This window comes from Phenylobacterium conjunctum, from assembly GCF_042679085.1.
Taxonomy (GTDB): Bacteria; Pseudomonadota; Alphaproteobacteria; order Caulobacterales; family Caulobacteraceae; genus Phenylobacterium; species Phenylobacterium conjunctum.
On sequence record NZ_JBHTLQ010000014.1, the window covers coordinates 1 to 18,917 of the forward strand.

Sequence of the window (18,917 nt, forward strand, 5' to 3'; positions counted from 1 at the left end):
CCATGGGCCAGCTTCTGGGCGACCAGGTCGGCGGTGGCGGCGCGATTGCGGGCGGCGGCCTCAGCGGCCTCGCGCTCGGCGCCCAGTCGGGTGAAGTCGGCATAGGCCGACGCGAGCGAGGTGGTCAGGATCAGCCGCGCCTGAGCGGCGTCGGCCCGCGCGGCCTGGGCCTCGGAGGTGGCGGCGGCCAGGGCGGCGCGATTGCGGCCCCACAGGTCGAGGTCGAAGCCGGCGTCGAGCTTCACCTGGCCGGTGTCCTTGTAGCCCTCGGGCACAAAGGCCCTGGGGAAGCCCGCATTGTAGCTCTGCTTGTTCTCCGCCGCGTAGCCGCTGAGGGACAGGCTGGGCAGGGTCGCGCCCCGGGCCTTGTCCGCCCCGGCTTCAGCAGCCCGCAGGCGCGCCGTGGCCTGGGCCAGGCTTGGAGACCCCTTCAGCGCTTCGGCCATAAGCTGGTCGAGCTGGGGATCGGCGTAGGCGGTCCACCAGCTGTCGGCGGGCCATTCCGCCGTCGGGGCCGAGAAAGCCTTGGCTGTGGCGAATCCGCCGGCTGCGGCCGGCCGGGGCGCTGCGCCGAGATCAGGGATGGCCGCGCAACCGGAAAGCGCCAAGACGCCCGCCAGCACGGGAATGAGGGTTCGGGACATGCCGCGCCTCGGGGAGAAGTTGCGGAGAAATTCAGGGTCACTTTACTGACCGTACGGTACGGTCATATATTGGACACGAGGACGCCGTCAAGCTACAAGCCTGACCCAGTTGGAGGATCGATGGCCGCGCCCCTACCCAAGCGAGACGACCGACGCCGGGAGACGATCCTGGAGATCGCCCGCGATGTGTTCATGATGCAAGGGTTCGCCGCGACCTCGATGTCGGCCATCGCCACGCGCCTGGGCGGCTCGAAGGGCACGCTCTACAACTACTTCAAATCCAAGGAGGAATTGTTCGGCGCGGTCGTCTCCCGCGAGTGCGCCGGCCTTGCGGCCTCCCTGTTTGAGAACGTGCCGCCAGACGGCGAAATGCGCCAGCGCCTGACCCACTTCGGCCGGGTGATCCTGAGCCGCCTGCTGGAGGACGGCCCGATCCGGCTCCAGCGCATCATCGTGGCCGAGACCGAACGCTTTCCGGAGATCGGCGCAGCCTTCTACGAATCTGGCCCCCGCCAGATCCAGGATCGGCTGAGCGCCTACATGGCCGCCGATATCGCCGCGGGGCGGCTAAGCGAGGCCGATCCACGGATCGCCGCGGCTCAGTTCAAGGACTTGGTGCTGTCCAACATCCACCAGCAGAAGCTCTGGGGCGTCCTGGGCGACTTCACCGACGCCCAGATCGACGAGCATGTGCAGCAGGCGGTCGAAACCTTCCTGCGCGCCTACGCCCCGCACTAGATCACCGCCCACTCCCGTCTGGTTGGGAATGGACGGGTCCTGCGGCGATCAGGCCGCCTTGATGATGCCCAGGAAGTCCTCGGCCTTCAGCGAGGCGCCGCCGACCAGGGCCCCGCCCACTTCATCGGCATGGAGGATTTCGGCCGCGTTGGAGGGCTTCACCGAGCCGCCGTAGAGGATCGCGACGCCGGCGCCCTGGTCGCCGAACTGCTCCACCAGGGTGGCGCGGATGGCGCGGTGCACTTCCTCGATCTCCGGCGTGGTGGGGGTCAGGCCGGTGCCGATGGCCCAGACCGGCTCGTAGGCGACGGTGAAGGCCTTGCCGGCCAGTTCGGCGGGCAAAGAGCCCCTCACCTGCCCGGTGACGATCTCCAGCGCCTTGCCGGCCTTGCGTTCCTCAAGGGTCTCGCCGACGCAGACGATGGGCTCCAGGCCCGCGCGCAGGGCCGCGCCGACCTTGGCGGCGACGACGGCGTCCGTCTCGCCATAACCCGCGCGGCGCTCGGAATGGCCCAGGATCACCAGGGCCGCGCCGGCGTCGACCAGCATTTCGGCGGCCACATCGCCGGTGAAGGCGCCCGAGGCCTCGGCGCGGCAATCCTGGCCGCCCACCGCAACCTTGGTCCCCGCCAGGGCCTCAGCGGCCCGGGCCACCAGGGTCGCCGGCGGGCAGATCGCCACCCGGGCGCTGACGCCCTCCAGGCCGGCGGCCACCGCCTTGGCCTCGCTGAGCGCCACGGCCAGGCCGTTCATCTTCCAGTTGCCAGCGATCAGAGGAGTGGGTTTGGACATGACGGCCTCGATTTTGTCGATTTCGCACGGCGGTTAAGGCGCCGGAAGCCGGCTGTCACCCCGCTTCGACGCTGTCCGGACATCGGGGCGGCTTGCGGGTCGGGAGCGGCCTCAACTATACCCCGCGTTCCAAGCATCGCCCGAAGCGGCGGAGAAGGTTCAAATGATCGCCAGTTTCCGCGCCTTCGCGAAGTCGTGGTTCGCCACCCTCCTGATCGGGCTGCTGATCGTCAGCTTCGCCGTATTCGGGGTCCAGGACGTGTTCCGCGGCCGCATCAGCAACTCGGTCGTGACGGCTGGGTCGCGCACGGTCACCCCGCAACAGTTCAAGCGGGAGTTCGATTCGTACCGTAAGGGCCTGGAGCAGCAGGTCGGCCAGCCGGTCACCCAGGAGATCGCGATCGAGAACCATCTCGACGCCCGTCTGCTGGAAGAACTCGCCAACCAGGAAGGCTTCGCGGCCCTGCTGGGCAAGATCGGCCTGAAGCCCGCCGACAGCCTGATGAAGGCCCAGCTGGAAAAGATCCCGGCCTTCTTCGACCAGGTCTCCGGCCGCTTCGACAAGACGCTCTATCTGCAGAAGCTGGGCGAGAACCAGTTCACCGCGCCCGAGTTCGAGCAGCGGATGCGCGACGACATCGCCCAGAACCATTTCGCTTCCGGCATGGTCAACGGCATGCGCGTGCCGCGCGCCTACACCGCGCTCGGCGCCGTGATGGACATGGAAACCCGTGACGTCGGCTTCTTCGCGGTCGATCCGCGCAGCGTGGCTCAGCCGGCCCTGCCGACCGACGCCCAGCTGACCCAGTTCATGAAGGACAACGCCGCCCAGCTGATGCGGCCCGAGTTCCGGGTGCTGACGGTGGTCAAATTCAGCCCGTCCATGGTCAGCCAGAACCTGCCCATCGACGAAGCTGAGCTGAAGAAGCGCTTCGACTATCGCAAGGACACCCTGTCCCAGCCGGAAACCCGCACTGTGGCCCAGATCCCGGTGAAGGACGCCAAGACCGGCCAGGCCGTGGCCCAGCGCCTGAGCAGCGGCGAGAACCCGAGCCTTGTGGCCAAGTCGGTCGGCGCCGAAGCCATCATCTATGCCGACAAGCCGCGCACCGCGATCGCCGACTCCAAGGTGGGCGCGGCGGCCTTCTCCCTGCCCCGCGGCGGGGTGTCGGTGGTTCAGGGCGACCTGGGCACTGCGGTGGTCATCGTGGGCGCTATCACCCCCGGCCACACGGTCACCCTGGAAGAGGTTCGCCCGGCGCTCGAGGCCGAGCTGCGCAAGGACGCCGCCGCCCAGAAGGTCTACGACATCAGCCAGGCCTATGACGACGCCCATGCCGGCGGCGCCAGCCTGGCCGAAGCCGCCAAGAAGGCCGGCGCCCCGACCATCACCCTGGGTCCGGTCACGGAACAAGGCCAGGGCCTGAACGGCCAGCCTGTCCCCGGCGTCACGCCCCAGATGCTGAAGACCGCCTTCGCCCTGGCCGCCGGCACCGACAGCGAGATCGAAGACGCTGGCCAGGGCGAGTACTTCGCCGTCCGCGTCGAGAAGGTGATCGGCAAGGCGCTGCCGCCGCTGGCCGAGGTCAAGCCGCAGCTGGTCCGCGTGTGGATGCTGCGCGAGATGACCAAGCGCCTGCAGGCCAAGGCCGATGAACTGGCCGCCCGGGTCAAGAAGGGCGAGAGCCTGGAAGCCGTGGCCGGCTCCGTCGGCCAGCGCGTGGTGCGCGTCACCGGCCTTGACCGCCAGAACGCCGCCCAGAACCAGACTCTGTCGCGCGACGCCCTGGGCAAGGCCTTCAACCTGCCCAAGGGCGACGTGTTCACCGCCGAGAACGGCCAGGCCTTCGGCCTGGTGGTGGCCAAGCTGGAAGGCGTGCACGCGCCGTCCGGCTCGACCCTGGCCCGCGCCACCGAGGACATGCGACCGCAGGTGACCATGGCCCTGTTCCGCGAGTTGGGCGCCGACGCCCGTCGCTACGCCCGCACCGAACTGAAGGTGAAGGTGAACACCGACCAGGCGCGCGCCGCCCTGGGCCTGGAGCCCGAGGACACCAAGGGCAAGGGCGACAAGGCCAAGACCTCCAAATCGGAGAAGGACCAGTGACGATCGAACCGGCCCAGGCGGACTTTGAGGCGAAATACGCGCTCGGGGCCTCGCAGGTCGTCTGGACCCGTCTGATCGACGATCTCGAGACCCCGGTCTCGGCCTATCTGAAGATCGCCCAGGGCCGACCCTACGCCTTCCTGTTCGAGTCGGTGGAGGGCGGCGCCTGGCGGGGCCGCTATTCCGTCATCACGATGAACCCGGACCTGGTCTGGCGCTGCCGCGGCGACGTCGCCGAGGTGGCGGAAGGCGCGGACATCGAGGCCGGCCGCTTCACGCCTCAGGCGGGCGGCGCGTTGGACTCCTTGCGCGACCTGGTGGCCGCCAGCCGCCTGGACCTGCCGGCCGGCCTGCCGCCGATGTCGGCGGGGGTGTTCGGGGCCATCGGCTACGACATGATCCGGCTGGTGGAGAAGCTGCCGAACGTCAATCCGGACCCGCTCGGCCTGCCCGACGGCCTGATGACCCGGCCCTCTATCGTCGCCATCTTCGACGCCATCGCCCAGGAGATCATCCTGGTCACCACGGTGCGCCCGTCGGCCACCCCGGCCGCCCAGGCCTACGCCGAGGCCCAGGCCCGGCTTGAGGCCGTCATGGCCGACTTCCGCAAGCCCGCCCCGCCGCTGACCGGCCAGGGCGCGCCCCAGCCCGACCAGTTCACCACCCCGGTGAGCCGCGACACCTATCGGGGCATGGTGGAGAAGGCCAAGGAATACATCAGGGCCGGCGACATCTTCCAGGTGGTGCCCAGCCACCGCTTCCGTGCGCCCTTCGCCTATGAGCCCTTTGCGCTCTATCGGTCCCTGCGGCGGATGAACCCCTCGCCGTTCCTGTTCTACCTGAACTTCGGCGACTTCCAGCTGGCAGGCTCCTCGCCGGAGATCCTGGTGCGCCTGCGCGACGGCAAGATCACCATCCGCCCCATCGCCGGCACGCGGCCGCGCGGCGCGACGCCCGAAGAGGACCGCCGGCTCGAGGCCGAACTGATCGCCGATCCCAAGGAACGGGCCGAGCACCTGATGTTGCTGGACCTGGGCCGCAACGATGTGGGTCGCGTGGCCATGCTGAAGGCGCAAGGCGCCAACCAGGCGGCGCCGACCAGCCGGGCGCCGCGGGTGCGGGTGACCGCCAGCTTCTTCGTCGAGCGCTACAGCCACGTGATGCACCTGGTCTCCAACGTCGAGGGCGATGCGCCGGAAGGCCTGGATCCCGTGGACGTGCTGATGGCCGCCCTGCCCGCTGGCACCCTGTCCGGCGCGCCCAAGGTGCGGGCCATGGAGATCATCGACGAGCTCGAGATCGAAAAGCGCGGCATCGCCTATGCGGGCGCGGTCGGCTATTTCGGCGCCGACGGCAGCGTCGACACCTGCATCGTCCTGCGCACGGCCTGCTTCAAGGACGGTCAGGTCTATGTCCAGGCCGGCGGCGGCGTGGTCGCCGACAGCGATCCTGACGCCGAATACGACGAGACCCTGCACAAGGCCCGCGCCATCCGCCGGGCCACAGAGGAAGCCTGGCGGTTCGTCTGACCGCCATGGCAGAGCCGCCCCGCCCGCCTCGGGCTGTACGCCTCGTCCTGATGCGCGAGTTGCGGCGCTGGCACTGGATCGCCTCGGCCCTGTGCCTGGCGATGCTGCTCATGTTCGCAGCCACCGGCCTGACCCTCAATCACGCCGGGACTTTCGAGCCGGAGCCACGCGTCACCCAGACGCGCGCGATCGCCCCCGCCGAGGTCCAGAAGGTTCTGGCGGCCGGGCCGGCGCAGGGCGAGGCTCCGCTGCCGCCCGCTGCGCGGGCCTGGCTGGACAAGCAGTTCAAGGTCCGGACCGGCGACGCCGCCGCGACCTGGAGCGCGGAGGCGGTGGAACTGGTCCAGCAGCGGCCGGGCGGCCAGACCACCACCGTCATCGACCGGCCGGGTGGCCAGACCCTGGTGGAGATCGAGGCCCGGGGCCTCGTCGCCGCCGCCAACGACCTGCATACCGGGCGCTATTCGCCCAAGGCGTGGAACCTGCTGATCGATGTCTTCGCCGTCGCCTGCCTGGTCTTCGCCGGCACGGGGCTCGGCCTGCTGCTCACCAACGCCCGCGCCCGGCCGGTCACCTGGCCGCTGATCCTTGGCGGAGTCGCCATCCCCCTGGGCGTCTGGCTGATTGCCGCCCACGCGCTCTGACCCGAGGCGTTGACCCACATCAAGGCGCCATCTTGTTGCGACTGCAATTGCGAATGCGTCGCGATTATGGCTTGCAACTGCGAATGCCTCGCAATAACACAACACCCGAATTGAGCCTCCTCCGCTCAGCCAAGGGAATCAGTATCGATGAGTGTTTCACGGACCCCCACGCGCCAACCGGCCAGCCTTCGTCTCGCCGCCGCGCCCCTGACGGCAGGAGCCATGCTGGGCCTTGCGGTCTCCATGCTGGCCCCGGCCGAGGCCGCCGCCCAGGAAGCCGCCGGCGAACTTGCCACCGTGAAGGTCGAGGACACCGCCATCGACCCGAACCCGAACGCCCAGCTGGGCGTGCCCTACAAGGCCAAGACCTCCGGCGACCAGCGCCGCACCCGCCCGATCGCCGAGACCCCGACCACCCTGCAGGTGGTGACCAAGTCGGCCATCGACGACGCCGGCTATAGCTCCCTGTCGGAAATCCTGGACGCCCAGCCGGGCATCACCCTGGGCACCGGTGAGAACGGCAACGCCTTCGGCGACCGCTACATCATCCGCGGCCAGGAGGCCCGCAGCGACGTGTTCGTCGACGGCCTGCGCGACCCCGGCATGACCATCCGCGAAAGCTTCGCCGTCGAGCAGGTGGAGATCACCAAGGGCCCCAGCGCCACCTTCGCCGGTCGCGGCGCGGCCGGGGGCGCGGTCAACGCCATCACCAAGCAGGCCAACACCGCCTTCAACTTCGGCAAGGCCGACCTGGCCGTCGGGACCGATGACCACGTCCGGGCGACCCTGGACGTGAACCACGCGTTCGGTGAGACCTTCGCCGTCCGCGGCAACCTGCTCTACGCCCGCGAGGACGTGCCCGAGCGCTCGCCCGCCAATCGCGAACGCACCGGCCTGGCCCTGTCGGGCCTGTACGCCCCCACGGACAAGCTGTCGGTGACCGTGGACTATTACGGCCTGCGCGCTGAGGACCTGCCGGATCTGGGCAGCTGGCTCTACAACAAGCAGCCGAACAAGCACGCCCCGGCCTACGCCCAGGCCCAGGACTTCCTGAAGTCGGACGTGGACACCTTCACCGCTCGCGTTGACTACAGCTTCAGCGACGCCGTGCGCCTGAAGAACCTGCTGCGCTATGGCAAGTCGGACAACAGTTACCTGACCACCGGCGCGCGCGGGATCCTGACCTCGGCCAATGCGCCGGGCGGCGCCTATCTGTCGGCCACCCTGTCGACCCACCAGGGCTGGCAGGAGGTCGAGTATCTGGCCAACCAGACCGACCTGTTCATCGACACCGAGCTGTTCGGCCTGAAGCACCAGCTGGTGGCCGGGTTGGAATACACCGACCACAAGGTGCTCAACGGCGTGTTCGCCACCACCAACACCGGCGCCTTCAACTGCGCCTCTGGCACGAGCACGACCCTCAACGCCTACTGCATCTATGACCGCACCGGAGCCATCGCGCCGAACCTGTCGACCCTGATGGGCCGCCAGGCGGTTAGGGGGACCTGGGACACCGACTGGGGGGTCAAGACCCTGTCGGCCTACCTGATGGACACGGTGGACCTGACCGACGAGCTGACCGTGTTCGGCGGCGTGCGGGTGGACAGCTTCGACTTCGACCTGGGGACCCAGAACACCACGACCCTGGCCCGGGCCAACTACGCCTATTCCTACACCCTGTGGAACGGCCACCTGGGCGTCACCTATGGCCTGGCGCCCGGCCTGATGATCTATGCCAGCGCCGCCTCCGGCGCCGACATCAATGGCGGCGAGTCCGACGTGGGCACCTCCAGCGGTTACGGCGGCACGGTGATCTACAACGGCAAGGTCGCCGGGGCGAAGCCGGAGAAGTCGCTGAACCTCGAGCTTGGGGCCAAGTGGAACGTCCTGGACGAGCGCCTGCTGCTCACCGCCGCGGCCTTCCAGTCGACCAAGAAGGAGGTCATGGAGGGCGCCGACTACTCCTCGGTCGGCACCTTCAACACCGGCAAGAACCGCGTCCGCGGCGTCGAACTGGGCGTCAGCGGCCAGATCACCGACGCCCTGTCCGTGGTCGGCGGCGTGACCTGGATGGAAGCCGAGGTCCTGGCCTCGGCCACGCCCGCCAACGTCGGCAAGACCCTTTCAAACTTCGCCGACGTCTCAGCCTCGCTGCAGGCCAAGTACGAGATCCGCGAAGGCTTCTATGTCGGCGGCGTGATCAAGCACGAGGGCAAGCGCTATGGCGGCCAGCCCGACACGGCGGCGGCCTATTCCACCACTGACGGGACCTACAGCCAGCCGGTCCCGGCCTATACGACCCTGGACCTGTTCGCGACCTATCGGATCAACAAGGACCTGCAGGCCAAGGTGAACCTGGGCAATGTGACGGACGAGAACTACTACCTCGCCGTCTATCGGTCGGGCGCCTTCCTCTACAAGGGCGACGGTCGTAACGCGCGGCTGACGCTCACCTATGAGTTCTGATCCCACCCGGATCGGAGCTGGAGCGGGCCTCGCCGCGGCGCGGCCCGTGCTTCCCCCCGGGGTGTTCTGCGCCCAGGACTATGAGCGCCTGGCCGAAGAGCGCCTCAGCCCCGCGGTGTTCGCCCACACCGCGGGCGGGTCGGGCGGCGAGGCCGCTCTGGCCCGCAACCGCAGCGCCTTTGAGGCCGCGGTCACGACGCCGCGGATGCTGGTGGACTTCGACGGCGCGAACACCCGGGCGCGGGTCGGCGGGATCGACCTCTCGCATCCGATCCTGCTCGCGCCCCTGGCTCATCAGGGGCTCTACCATCCGCGGGGCGAGCTTGAGACGGCCCAGGCCGCCGCGGTGGTCGGGGCGGGCCTTGTCTGCAGCACCCTGTCCTCGAACAGCCTGGAAGACATCGCCGAGGCCGCCGGCCCGGCCCGCTGGTTCCAGCTCTATCTCCAGCCCGACTGGGCGGTGAGCCTGGACCTGGTCCGCCGCGCCGAGGCCGCCGGCTACCAGGGCCTGGTGCTGACGGTGGACGCCCCCGTCCAGACCCCCAGCCTGCGGGCCCTGCGCGCCGGCTTCACCGGCGAGGGCAGCGTCGCCGCCAACCTCACAGCCTATCCCGCGCCGGCGCCGCCGCCCCTCGCGTCCGGTGAAAGCCGGGTGTTCGGCGGCCCGATGCGCCATGCGCCGCGCCTGAGCGACATCGGCCGGCTGAAGGCCGAGACCCGCCTGCCGCTGTGGATCAAGGGCGTGCTGCATCCCGAAGACGCCCGCCAGTTCCTGGCCGCTGGCGCCGACGGCCTGATCGTCTCAAACCACGGTGGCCGCGCCTTTGACGGCGCGCCGGCGGCGTTGAGCGCCCTGCCCGCGATCCGAGAGGCGGTGGGCGACACCGTTCCGGTCCTGATGGACGGGGGCGTCAGGTCCGGCCGCGATGTCTTCACCGCCATCGCCCACGGGGCCGATGCGGTCCTGGTCGGGCGGCTGCAAGCCTACGCCCTGGCCGTCGCCGGCGCCTTGGGCGTCGCCCACATGATCCGGCTGCTGCGCGAGGAGCTGGAGCTGAACATGGCCCTCGCCGGCTGTCCCGACCTCGCCGCCATCCGCCGCCTCGGCGCGGCCACCTAGAGCGCCCCATGCTGATCGCCATCGAAAACCTGCTGTCCAAGTCCGAGGTCGCCGCCGTGCGCGAGCGGCTGGACACCGCCGCCTGGCAGGACGGCGCCGCTACGGCCGGAGGGATCGCGCGCCGCCAGAAGCATAACCTCCAGCTCGACGACGCCGCGGAGCCGGCCCTCAGCCTCAGCCAGGAGGTGCTGCGCCGGGTCCGTGCGCACCCGACGTTTATCTCCGCCGCCCTGCCGCGGAAGATCTATCCGCCCAAGTTCAACCGCTACGAGGACGGCGGCGAGTACGGCGCCCACGTGGACAGCGCGATCCTGCAGACCCTGGCCGGCGAGACCCTGCGCAGCGACCTGTCAGCGACCCTGTTCCTCGCCGAACCCGATACCTACGAGGGCGGCGAGCTACAGATCGAGGGCCCCTTCGGCGTCCAGGAGGTGAAGCTCGAAGCCGGGTCGATGGTGCTCTATCCGTCCAGCAGCCTGCACCGGGTGACGCCTGTCACCCGCGGGGCGCGCGTGGCCGCCTTTTTCTGGATCGAGAGCCTGGTGCGCGATGACACTGATCGGACCCTGCTGTTCGACCTGGACCGCGCGATCCAGGGCCTGACCGCCACGGCGGGACCAGACAACGCCGAGCTCGTGCGGCTGACCCACGTCTATCACAACCTGCTTCGTCGCTGGGCCGCCACCTGATTGCAGTTGCGACTTCAAATGCGAATGAGTTTCATGTAGGCGAGAGCCATGTCCCTGATCGCCACCGCCCCGGATCCTGAACTGCCCAAGCTGCGGCTGTCCCTGCCGCCGCGAAACTGGCTCATCGCTGGCGGGATCGCCGCCGTGGTCCATGTCATCCTGCTGATCGTACTGTTGGCTGTGCGGGCTGAGCAGATCCAGGCCAGGCCCGACCCGACGATGGAGGTCTCGCTCATTCCAGCGGCGGCCTTCATGCCCCAGGATCTGAAGCGGCCGCCGAGCGCGCCGCCCCCGCCGAAGCCCGAGACCCGCCAGCCGGACCTCGAACAGGCGCGGCCGACCCCGACGCCGGAGGTCCTGCCCGAGGTGACCCGCGCCGCCGCCGTGGCCCCCTCGCCCGCCCCCAGTCAAGCCGAGGCGCCGGCCACCGTGGCGCCGCCCGGCCCACCGGTTCCGGCCACGACGCCGCCCAGCTTCACCGCGGCCTATCTGAACAATCCCGGTCCTCAGTACCCCTATGAGGCCCGCGTGAAACGCCACGAGGGAATCGTCCGGCTGAAGGTGCTGGTGTCTCCAGAAGGCCGCGCCGAACAGGTCAGCATCGAGCGGTCCAGCGGCTATCCGGCCCTCGATGACGCCGCCCTCGACGTGGTGAAGCGCCGCTGGCGCTTCGTGCCCGCCAAGCAGGACGGCCGCGCCGTCTCCGCCTGGGTCATCGTGCCGATGGCCTTCTCCCTCAAGACCCGTTGAGTTCAACCATGCGCCGCTTCATCACCCTCGCCGCCTTCGCCACTGTCCTCGGCCTCGCCGGGGAAGCCGCCGCCCACGGCGACGTGAAGTGCGAGGCCACCCGCGCCGACCGCCGCCCTTCGGTTGACCTGCAGAAAATGCTCAAGGCCCAAGGCTGGACGGTGCGCAAGATCGTCGTGACCAACGGCTGCTACGAGGTCTACGGCTACGATTCCAGCAACCGCCCGGTCGAGGTGTTCTTCGATCCCAAGACCTTCGAGCGCGTCCCCGCCAAGTAAGCGGTCAGCGACTCGACTGCACCACGTGCTCTGTGATGACCGGCGGGGCCATGATCATGGCGGTCGCCAGCATCAGGGCGGACGCCGCCGCCAGGGCCGCGGCGCCCAGCACCGGCCAGGTGCTATCCTTGGGCAGGGGCTGGGAAAGCAGGCCCCGGGCCCGGGCCATGGCCCCGGTCTCAAGCGCCGGACCCGGCAGGTGGGAATCGGTCGTCGACATGGCCTCAGGCTCGCGCCTTCCCCATGTCCATGCAATGCGAAGACTTGGCGCAGGGCCAAGCGCGGCCTAGAGGTGAACCATGATCCTGGTCATCGATAACTACGACAGCTTCACCTACAACCTCGTCCACTATCTCAATGAGCTGGGCGCGGAGACGGTGGTCTATCGCAACGACGCCCTCAGCGTCGCCGAGGCCTTCGGCATGAAGCCGCAAGGTGTGCTGCTCTCGCCCGGCCCGTGCACGCCGAACGAGGCCGGCATCTGCCTGTCGCTGATCGAGTCCGCGCCGGCCGACCTGCCGATCCTGGGGGTTTGCCTGGGCCACCAGTCCATCGGCCAGGCCTTCGGCGGCGAAGTCATCCGCGCCCAGGCCCTGATGCACGGCAAGGTCAGCCCGATCCATCACACCGACAAGGGCGTGTTCAAGGGCATGCCCAACCCCTTCACCGCGACCCGCTATCACAGCCTGTCGGTGAAGCGCGAGACCATGCCCGACGTCCTGGAGATCACCGCCTGGACCGACGACGGCGAGGTCATGGGCTTCCAGCACAAGACCCGACCGATCCACGGCGTCCAGTTCCACCCGGAATCCATCGCCACCGAGGGCGGCCACCACCTGCTGGCCAACTTCCTGGCCCTGGCCGGCGTGCAAGTTCCCGCCGAGGCCTGATGTCCGACATCTTCAAGCCGCTGCTCGGCCGTCTCGCTGACGGCGCGACGCTCAGCGAGGACGACGCCCAGGAGTTTTTCGCCGCCTGCCTGCGCGGCGAACCTACCCCGGCCCAGATCGCGGCCGCAGTCACCGCCATGCGCCTGCGCGGCGAGACGGTGGGTGAGATCACCGCCAGCGCGCGGGCCATGCGCCGGGCCGCCGTGGCGCTGGACGTGCCTTATCCGACCATTGATGTCTGCGGCACCGGCGGCGACGGCCTGCACACGCTCAACATCTCCACGGCGGTGGCCTTCGTGGCCGCCGCTGGCGGCTTGAAGGTCGCCAAGCACGGCAACCGGGCGATGTCGTCCAAATCCGGCACCGCCGATGTGCTCACCGAGCTCGGCGTCGATATCGCTGCGCCGTCGGCTGTGCAGTTGAAGGCCCTGGACGAGGCCGGCGTCTGCTTCATGTTCGCGCCGGCCCACCACGGCGCCATGCGCCACGTCTCGCCGATCCGCGCCGAGCTGGGCTTCCGCACCATCTTCAACCTGCTGGGCCCGCTGACCAATCCAGCCGGCGCCAAGCGCCAGGTGCTGGGCGTATTCGCCGACCGCTGGGTCGAGCCCCTGGCCCGTGTGCTGGGCGCGCTCGGCGCCGAACGCGCCTGGGTGGTCCACGGCGGCGGCATGGACGAGATGACCATCACCGGCGAGACCAGCGTCGCCGAATGGCGCGACGGCCAGGTGCGGCTGTTCACCATCACCCCGGAGGCCGTGGGCCTGCCCCGCGGCGCCTTGGCCGACATCACCGGCGGCAGCCCGGTCGAGAACGCCCTGGCCCTGCGCGACATGCTGGGCGGCAAGACCGGGGCCTATCGCGACATCGTGCTGCTGAACGCCGCCGCCGCCTTCCTGGTGGGCGACCGGGTTGAGACCCTGCGCGAGGGCGTCGAGCTGGCCGCCAAGGTTATCGACGACGGCTCGGCCCTGGCCGCCCTGGACACCCTGGCCCGGATTACGAGCGCCCCCCGATGAGCGACATTCTCGACAAGATCGCCGCCTATAAGCGCGACGAAGTCGCCGAGCGAAAGGCCGCCCGGTCCTACACCGACCTCGAAGGCGCCGCCTTCGCCGCTTCGGCGCCGCGCGGGTTCAAGGCCGCCCTGGAGCGCAAGCATGCGCCGGGCAAGCTGGCCCTGATCGCCGAGGTCAAGAAGGCCTCGCCCTCCAAGGGCCTGATCCGCGCCGACTTCGACCCGCCGGCCCTGGCCGCCGCCTATGAGCGGGGCGGCGCCGCCTGCCTGTCGGTGCTGACGGATGGCCCCAGTTTCCAAGGCGCGGACACCTATCTGGCCGCCGCCCGCGACGCGACCGCCCTGCCCGCCATCCGCAAGGAGTTCCTGGTCGATCCGTGGCAGGTGGCCGAGAGCCGCGCCCTCGGCGCCGACGCCATCCTGGTGATCATGGCCATGGTGGACGACGCCCTGGCGGCCGAACTTCTGGCCGAGGCCAGGCGCTTCGGCATGGACGCCCTGGTCGAGACCCATGACGAGGACGAGGTGGTCCGCGCTGTAACGCTCGGCGCAGACCTGCTGGGCGTCAACAACCGCAACCTGCGCACCTTCGAGACCGATCTCGGCATCACGGAGCGCCTGTCGGGCATGATCCCTGCCGACGCCCTGCTGGTCACCGAAAGCGGCATCTTCACCTCCGCCGACGTCGCCCGCCTCGAGCGCAGCGGCGCCAAGGCCATGCTGGTGGGCGAAAGCCTGATGCGCCAGGCCGACGTGGAAGCCGCGACGCGGGCCCTGCTGGGCTGAGCGCCCGAGTCGCGCCCAGGCGTCCCGCGCGCCGGAAAAAGCCCTGAAAGATCAGCGGGCTTGTGGGTAACTTGACATTAAGGAAGAACGCTTAGAGAACAAAGACAGGGTTTTCGCTTTGTTCCCTAGAGGTCGCCGTCATGCTCACCCGCAAACAGCACGAACTGCTCATGTTCATCCATGAGCGGATCAAGGAGACCGGCGTCTCGCCGTCCTTCGATGAGATGAAGGAGGCCTTGGACCTGGCGTCCAAGTCCGGGATCCACCGGCTGATCACCGCGCTGGAAGAGCGCGGCTTCCTGCGCCGTCTGCCCCACCGGGCCCGGGCGCTGGAGGTGGTGAAGCTGCCGCAGCAGGCGACAACCGCCGCCCCGCCCAAGGGCCGCAGCCCCTTCAAGCCGCAGCTGGTGGAGCCCGGCGAGGGCGCGCCGGTCGTGGCCGCCGCCAACGACACCCGCGAGCTTCCCGTGCTGGGCAAGATCGCCGCCGGCACGCCCATCGAGGCTATCCAGCAGGAGCGCGACCGCCTGCCCGTGGCCGAGACCATGCTGGGCGCGGGCGAGCACTTCGTCCTCGAGGTTCAGGGCGACTCGATGATCAACGCCGGCATCCTGGACGGCGACTATGTGGTGATCCGCCGGACCGACGCGGCCACCTCCGGCGACATCGTCGTGGCCCTGGTCATGGGCGAGGAAGCCACCCTGAAGCGCCTGCGCAAGAAGGGCGCCTCCATCGCCCTGGAAGCCGCCAATCCGGCCTACGAGACCCGCATCTTTGGTCCCGACCAGGTGCAGGTGCAGGGCCGCCTGGTCGGCCTCATCCGTCGCTATCACTGACGCCGTGGGTCCAGGGCCTGTCCCCGCGCAGGGGCTGGGCCCAGACCACCCGCCAGCCGCTGGGCGTCGGGTAGAGTTCGGCTGAACCGCCTTTGCGGAAGTCCGCCTCGCCCAGGACCAGCCGGCCTGGACAGGCGTCGGCGGGAACCTCCCCGCGGATCACGATAACCTCGGCGCTGGCGCAGAAGGCCGGCAGCTTCTTGTCGATGGTCGAGGCGCGTCGTGTCCAGACCGCCGCGACCGGCGGCGCGCCGGGCCGTGGCAGGCAGGACCAGCGGTCGCAGTCATAGCCACCATCGCGCCTGGCCAGATCGATCTCCGGCGTCTCGCCGACCGACAGCCCCCGTCGCCGGGCCCAAATCTCCGCCCCAAACCGCTTCACGTCTGGTCGCAGCAGGATCGCGCCCGTCTGCGCCCGCACCGCCAGGGTCGCGCCATCGGCGGAGATCCAGACGTCGGGCGCGGGCGGCCGGGGCGCAAGCGTCACAGAAAGAGCCAGGGGCAGGCCTAGCCAGCGCAGCGGCCCCCGCCACAGGCACAACCACAACAGCCCAAGGAAGGCCGCCGGCAGGGTCCAGGCTGGGGCGCTGGCCACCACCAACTGGGCGCCGGGCAGCGACGCGGCCGTCGCAGCCACCCTGTTCATCAGCTCAATGCCAAACCCCGCCGCCGCCAGGGGCGCCTCGCCAAGGCCCAGGGGCGCGAGGACCGCGCCGACCGCGAGGGCCGGCATCATCAGGAAGGACGAGATCGGCGCCACCACCAGGTTGGCCACCAGGCCGAAGGTCGAGACCCGGTTGAAGTGCTGCATGGCGAAAGGCCCCGTCGCCAGACCCGCCACGAAGCTCGCCGCCAGGCTGGCCAGCAGCCACTGGCCGGTTCCCTGGACGAAGCGGATCGGCCAGGGGGTGTTGATCTCACGGATCGGACGCGGCCAGAGCTCGGCAAGCGCCACCAGGGCCGTGGTGGCCGCAAACGACATCTGAAAGCCTGGCTCCGTCACCGCCTCCGGCCGCAGGGCCAGGATGGCGATGGCGGCGATGGCCAGGGTGCGCAGGCTGATCGCCTGGCGGTCGAACAGGATGGCGGCGAAGGCGCAGATCGCGGTGATCGCCGCCCGCTCCGCCGGGCTGGGCGCGCCGGACAGGGCCAGGTAGCCGAGCACGGCGGCCAGGCCGAACAGCGCGGCGACCTTCTTGCCCGACACCCGAAGCGCCAGCCAGGGCCAGGCGGCGACGAACAGGCGCGCCGCCGCAAATGCGAAGCCCCCGACGATGGCCATGTGCAGGCCGCTGATCGAGATGATGTGGGCCAGGCCCGCGGCGCGCAGGGCGTCGACCTGGGCCTTGGGAATGAAGGTCTCATGGCCCGAGACCATGGCCGCGGCCAACCCGCCCTCCTCCGGCCCCAGCACCTGGACGATCCGCAGGGCGAGCGCCCAGCGCCAGGCGTTGACCTGCATCTGCAGACGCAGCGGCCAGGGCGCCCCGCCCGGATCGGCGAGAACCTCCGGCGCGGTCAGGGCGAAGCCCACACCGCCCACGCCCTCGAAGAAGGCGTCGCGGGCGAAGTCATAGGCGCCGGGGCTGGCCGGCGGCGGCGGCGGGTTGAGCATGCCCTTGAGCCGGATCGCCTGACCCGGGGTCGGAATTGGCGTGTCCGGCCGCAGGGTGATGCGGGCGCGGATCGGGGTGTCGGCCGGCGCAAGGCCGCTGACCGAGATGGGGGCCAGGAGCAGGCGCGGCCCGCCCTGACCCGGGCTCGCCACGTCGAGCACATAGGCCTGGACGACCTGGACGCCGCGCCCATCCGGCGCGACCGGCGCGCGCACGGCTTCGGTGCGCAGCTTGGCCAGAGCGAAGCCGAGCAGCGCGCAGGCGGCCAGCACCAGCACCACCCGCGCCAAGGGCGGCAGGACGAAGCGCGACCTCAAGGCCAGCAGCAGGCCCGCCGCGATCAGCACGCCCCAGGCCACCAGGGCCACAGGCTCGCGCGGCAGGGCGAAATAAACCGCAGCCCCACAGCCCATGGCGACAGGCGCCCACAGGGCCAGGCGCTCAGCCTGGGGCGCGGCCTGCGCCGCCAGCCAGGCCCGCGCCGCCGCCGGGCTAGGAGGCAGGCGAATCCCCATGCTAAGAGGCGCGCCATCCGCAGCGCCCGCGGCGCCGCTCCCCTCACCTACAGTCGAAGCTTCGATGTCCGACCGCCCCGTCGTCACCCGTATCGCCCCCTCGCCCACCGGCTACATGCACATTGGCACGGCCCGGACGGCGCTTTTCAACTGGCTTTATGCCCGCCACACCGGCGGCAAGTTCCTGTTGCGCATCGAGGACACTGATCGCGAGCGCTCCACCGAGCCCGCGGTGCAGGCGATCTTCGATGGCCTGAACTGGCTGGGCCTGATTCCAGACGAGGAGCCGGTGTTCCAGTTCGCCCGCGCCGACCGGCACCGCGAGGTGGTGGCCGAGATGCTGAGCCGCGGTGCGGCCTACCGCTGCTATATGACCCAGGACGAGCTGGAAGCCGAGCGTGAGACCGCCCGCGCCGAGGGCCGGGTGATCCGCTCGCCCTGGCGCGAGGTGGCCAGCAACTATCCGGAAGACCGCCCGTTTGTGGTGCGGCTGAAGGCCGCGCTGGAGGGCGAGACGGTCATCGCCGACCAGGTGAAGGGTGACGTCACCTTTCCGAACAAGAACCTCGACGACCTGATCCTGCTGCGCACCGACGGCACGCCGACCTATAACCTGGCCGTCGTGGTGGACGATCATGACATGGGCATCACCCATGTGATCCGCGGCGACGACCACCTGAACAACGCCGCCCGCCAGACCCAGATCTATCAGGGCATGGGCTGGGAGGTTCCGGTCTGGGCCCACCTGCCGATGATCAACGGCCCGGACGGCAAGAAGCTGTCCAAGCGCCACGGCGCGCAAGCCGTCAGTGAATTCGACGACATGGGCTACCTGCCGGAGGCCATGCGCAACTACCTGGCCAAGCTGGGCTGGGGCCATGGCGACGACGAGATCTTCACCGACGCCCAGGCCCAGGAATGGTTCGATATCCGGGACGTGGTTGGGGCTCCGGCGCGCCTGGACTGGGCCAAGCTGGCCCACGTCAACAACCACTACATCCGCGAGGCCGGTGTCGAGCGCCTGGCGGACCTCGTGAAAAAGGTCCTGAAGAGCCGCGACTGGCCGTTGCACGACGGCGACGACGCTATCCTGCAGCGCACCATTCCGCTGGTACGAGACGGGGCCAAGACCCTGCTCGACCTGGCCGACTCCGTGGTCTTCGCCCTGAAGCGCCGCCCGCTGGAATTGCCCGAAAAGGCGCTGAACCAGCTGACCGAGGAGGTCCGCGGCCGCCTGGGTCGCCTGGCCGAACGGCTGGCCGCGACCGAGGACTGGGCTGTCCCGGCGCTGGAAACCGTCATCCGCCAGTTCGCTGAGGCCGAGGCCGTGGGCATCGGAAAGTTCGGTCCGTCCCTGCGCGCCGTGCTTTCGGGCGGGTCGCCGGCGCCTGACCTTGCGGGCGCCCTGGTAAGCCTAGGAAAAGCGGAAAGTCTCGCGAGGATCGAGGATGCTCTTTCGCACGCTGCGTAAGGCGCTATAAGGCGACCCGAACAGGCGT

General features: G+C 69.7%; 18 protein-coding genes. 14 read left to right on the forward strand and 4 right to left on the reverse strand.

Going from position 1 to position 18,917, the window contains the following annotated elements; translation table 11 throughout:
* On the reverse strand, positions 1 to 644 hold a 644-nt coding region (locus ACFQ27_RS08090), incomplete at its 3' end, for a TolC family protein (RefSeq protein ID WP_377353211.1).
* Between the two features lie 120 nt (positions 645 to 764).
* Between ACFQ27_RS08090 and ACFQ27_RS08095 the strand changes: the two genes are divergently transcribed.
* A complete protein-coding gene (locus ACFQ27_RS08095) occupies positions 765 to 1,382 on the forward strand; it encodes a TetR/AcrR family transcriptional regulator (protein WP_377353213.1) in 618 nt (205 codons plus the stop codon).
* 48 nt (positions 1,383 to 1,430) lie between these two features.
* Here the strand turns inward: ACFQ27_RS08095 and tpiA are convergent, their stop codons facing one another.
* Positions 1,431 to 2,174 (reverse strand): triose-phosphate isomerase, encoded by a 744-nt coding sequence (gene tpiA / locus ACFQ27_RS08100; protein WP_377353214.1) that lies wholly within the window; start codon positions 2,172 to 2,174, stop codon positions 1,431 to 1,433.
* 163 nt (positions 2,175 to 2,337) lie between these two features.
* Here tpiA and ACFQ27_RS08105 point away from each other — a divergent pair, with 163 nt between their 5' ends.
* The 8 genes from ACFQ27_RS08105 (at position 2,338) to ACFQ27_RS08140 (ending at position 11,757) form a co-directional block, all read left to right on the forward strand.
* Entirely contained in the window at positions 2,338 to 4,281 is a 1,944-nt protein-coding gene (locus tag ACFQ27_RS08105) for a peptidylprolyl isomerase (RefSeq protein ID WP_377353215.1), read from the forward strand.
* On the forward strand, positions 4,278 to 5,810 hold the full coding sequence (gene trpE, locus ACFQ27_RS08110; protein ID WP_377353216.1) for an anthranilate synthase component I: 1,533 nt from the start codon (positions 4,278 to 4,280) through the stop codon (positions 5,808 to 5,810). The genes ACFQ27_RS08105 and trpE overlap by 4 nt, the downstream gene beginning before the upstream one ends.
* A gap of 50 nt (positions 5,811 to 5,860) precedes the next feature.
* Positions 5,861 to 6,454: a PepSY-associated TM helix domain-containing protein gene (locus ACFQ27_RS08115; protein ID WP_377353217.1), complete on the forward strand. Its 594-nt coding sequence runs from the start codon at positions 5,861 to 5,863 to the stop codon at positions 6,452 to 6,454.
* Positions 6,455 to 6,676: 222 nt separating this feature from the next.
* A complete protein-coding gene (locus tag ACFQ27_RS08120; protein ID WP_377353218.1) occupies positions 6,677 to 8,920 on the forward strand; it encodes a TonB-dependent receptor in 2,244 nt (747 codons plus the stop codon).
* A gap of 46 nt (positions 8,921 to 8,966) precedes the next feature.
* Positions 8,967 to 10,040, forward strand: a complete 1,074-nt coding sequence (locus ACFQ27_RS08125; protein WP_377353219.1) for an alpha-hydroxy acid oxidase — start codon at positions 8,967 to 8,969, stop codon at positions 10,038 to 10,040.
* Between the two features lie 8 nt (positions 10,041 to 10,048).
* A complete protein-coding gene (locus ACFQ27_RS08130) occupies positions 10,049 to 10,729 on the forward strand; it encodes a Fe2+-dependent dioxygenase (protein WP_377353220.1) in 681 nt (226 codons plus the stop codon).
* A 48-nt stretch (positions 10,730 to 10,777) separates the two neighbouring features.
* Positions 10,778 to 11,479, forward strand: a complete 702-nt coding sequence (locus ACFQ27_RS08135; protein ID WP_377353221.1) for an energy transducer TonB — start codon at positions 10,778 to 10,780, stop codon at positions 11,477 to 11,479.
* A gap of 8 nt (positions 11,480 to 11,487) precedes the next feature.
* The gene (locus ACFQ27_RS08140; protein ID WP_374346717.1) at positions 11,488 to 11,757 is read left to right on the forward strand and encodes a PepSY domain-containing protein; all 270 of its coding nucleotides are present in this window, start codon (positions 11,488 to 11,490) and stop codon (positions 11,755 to 11,757) included.
* A gap of 4 nt (positions 11,758 to 11,761) precedes the next feature.
* Here the strand turns inward: ACFQ27_RS08140 and ACFQ27_RS08145 are convergent, their stop codons facing one another.
* Positions 11,762 to 11,977, reverse strand: coding sequence for a hypothetical protein (locus ACFQ27_RS08145; RefSeq protein ID WP_374346718.1), 216 nt, complete (start codon positions 11,975 to 11,977; stop codon positions 11,762 to 11,764).
* A gap of 79 nt (positions 11,978 to 12,056) precedes the next feature.
* Here ACFQ27_RS08145 and ACFQ27_RS08150 point away from each other — a divergent pair, with 79 nt between their 5' ends.
* The 4 genes from ACFQ27_RS08150 to lexA all read left to right on the forward strand — a co-directional run bounded on the left by ACFQ27_RS08150 (position 12,057) and on the right by lexA (position 15,287).
* Positions 12,057 to 12,647, forward strand: coding sequence for an anthranilate synthase component II (locus tag ACFQ27_RS08150; RefSeq protein WP_374346719.1), 591 nt, complete (start codon positions 12,057 to 12,059; stop codon positions 12,645 to 12,647).
* Entirely contained in the window at positions 12,647 to 13,666 is a 1,020-nt protein-coding gene (gene trpD / locus ACFQ27_RS08155) for an anthranilate phosphoribosyltransferase (protein WP_377353223.1), read from the forward strand. The genes ACFQ27_RS08150 and trpD overlap by 1 nt, the downstream gene beginning before the upstream one ends.
* Entirely contained in the window at positions 13,663 to 14,451 is a 789-nt protein-coding gene (gene trpC / locus ACFQ27_RS08160; protein ID WP_377353224.1) for an indole-3-glycerol phosphate synthase TrpC, read from the forward strand. The genes trpD and trpC overlap by 4 nt, the downstream gene beginning before the upstream one ends.
* A 140-nt stretch (positions 14,452 to 14,591) precedes the next feature.
* The gene (lexA, locus tag ACFQ27_RS08165) at positions 14,592 to 15,287 is read left to right on the forward strand and encodes a transcriptional repressor LexA (protein WP_374346722.1); all 696 of its coding nucleotides are present in this window, start codon (positions 14,592 to 14,594) and stop codon (positions 15,285 to 15,287) included.
* Here lexA and ACFQ27_RS08170 read toward each other — a convergent pair.
* A complete protein-coding gene (locus tag ACFQ27_RS08170; protein WP_377353225.1) occupies positions 15,268 to 17,418 on the reverse strand; it encodes a ComEC/Rec2 family competence protein in 2,151 nt (716 codons plus the stop codon). The genes lexA and ACFQ27_RS08170 overlap by 20 nt on opposite strands.
* Positions 17,419 to 17,482: 64 nt before the next feature.
* On the opposite strand from ACFQ27_RS08170, the gene gltX reads away from it, so the two are divergent.
* Positions 17,483 to 18,889 (forward strand): glutamate--tRNA ligase, encoded by a 1,407-nt coding sequence (gene gltX / locus ACFQ27_RS08175; protein WP_377353226.1) that lies wholly within the window; start codon positions 17,483 to 17,485, stop codon positions 18,887 to 18,889.
* The last annotated feature ends 28 nt before the right edge of the window (positions 18,890 to 18,917 follow it).

Excerpts from the sequence above, each read along its gene's own strand:
- ACFQ27_RS08095 (WP_377353213.1), top strand. The coding sequence starts at position 765 with ATGGCCGCGCCCCTACCCAAGCGAGACGACCGACGCCGGGAGACGATC.
- tpiA (WP_377353214.1), bottom strand. The coding sequence starts at position 2,174 with ATGTCCAAACCCACTCCTCTGATCGCTGGCAACTGGAAGATGAACGGC.
- ACFQ27_RS08105 (WP_377353215.1), top strand. The coding sequence starts at position 2,338 with ATGATCGCCAGTTTCCGCGCCTTCGCGAAGTCGTGGTTCGCCACCCTC.
- ACFQ27_RS08115 (WP_377353217.1), top strand. The coding sequence starts at position 5,861 with ATGCGCGAGTTGCGGCGCTGGCACTGGATCGCCTCGGCCCTGTGCCTG.
- ACFQ27_RS08120 (WP_377353218.1), top strand. The coding sequence starts at position 6,677 with ATGCTGGGCCTTGCGGTCTCCATGCTGGCCCCGGCCGAGGCCGCCGCC.
- ACFQ27_RS08130 (WP_377353220.1), top strand. The coding sequence starts at position 10,049 with ATGCTGATCGCCATCGAAAACCTGCTGTCCAAGTCCGAGGTCGCCGCC.
- ACFQ27_RS08135 (WP_377353221.1), top strand. The coding sequence starts at position 10,778 with ATGTCCCTGATCGCCACCGCCCCGGATCCTGAACTGCCCAAGCTGCGG.
- ACFQ27_RS08140 (WP_374346717.1), top strand. The coding sequence starts at position 11,488 with ATGCGCCGCTTCATCACCCTCGCCGCCTTCGCCACTGTCCTCGGCCTC.
- ACFQ27_RS08145 (WP_374346718.1), bottom strand. The coding sequence starts at position 11,977 with ATGTCGACGACCGATTCCCACCTGCCGGGTCCGGCGCTTGAGACCGGG.
- ACFQ27_RS08150 (WP_374346719.1), top strand. The coding sequence starts at position 12,057 with ATGATCCTGGTCATCGATAACTACGACAGCTTCACCTACAACCTCGTC.
- trpD (WP_377353223.1), top strand. The coding sequence starts at position 12,647 with ATGTCCGACATCTTCAAGCCGCTGCTCGGCCGTCTCGCTGACGGCGCG.
- trpC (WP_377353224.1), top strand. The coding sequence starts at position 13,663 with ATGAGCGACATTCTCGACAAGATCGCCGCCTATAAGCGCGACGAAGTC.
- lexA (WP_374346722.1), top strand. The coding sequence starts at position 14,592 with ATGCTCACCCGCAAACAGCACGAACTGCTCATGTTCATCCATGAGCGG.
- ACFQ27_RS08170 (WP_377353225.1), bottom strand. The coding sequence starts at position 17,418 with ATGGGGATTCGCCTGCCTCCTAGCCCGGCGGCGGCGCGGGCCTGGCTG.
- gltX (WP_377353226.1), top strand. The coding sequence starts at position 17,483 with ATGTCCGACCGCCCCGTCGTCACCCGTATCGCCCCCTCGCCCACCGGC.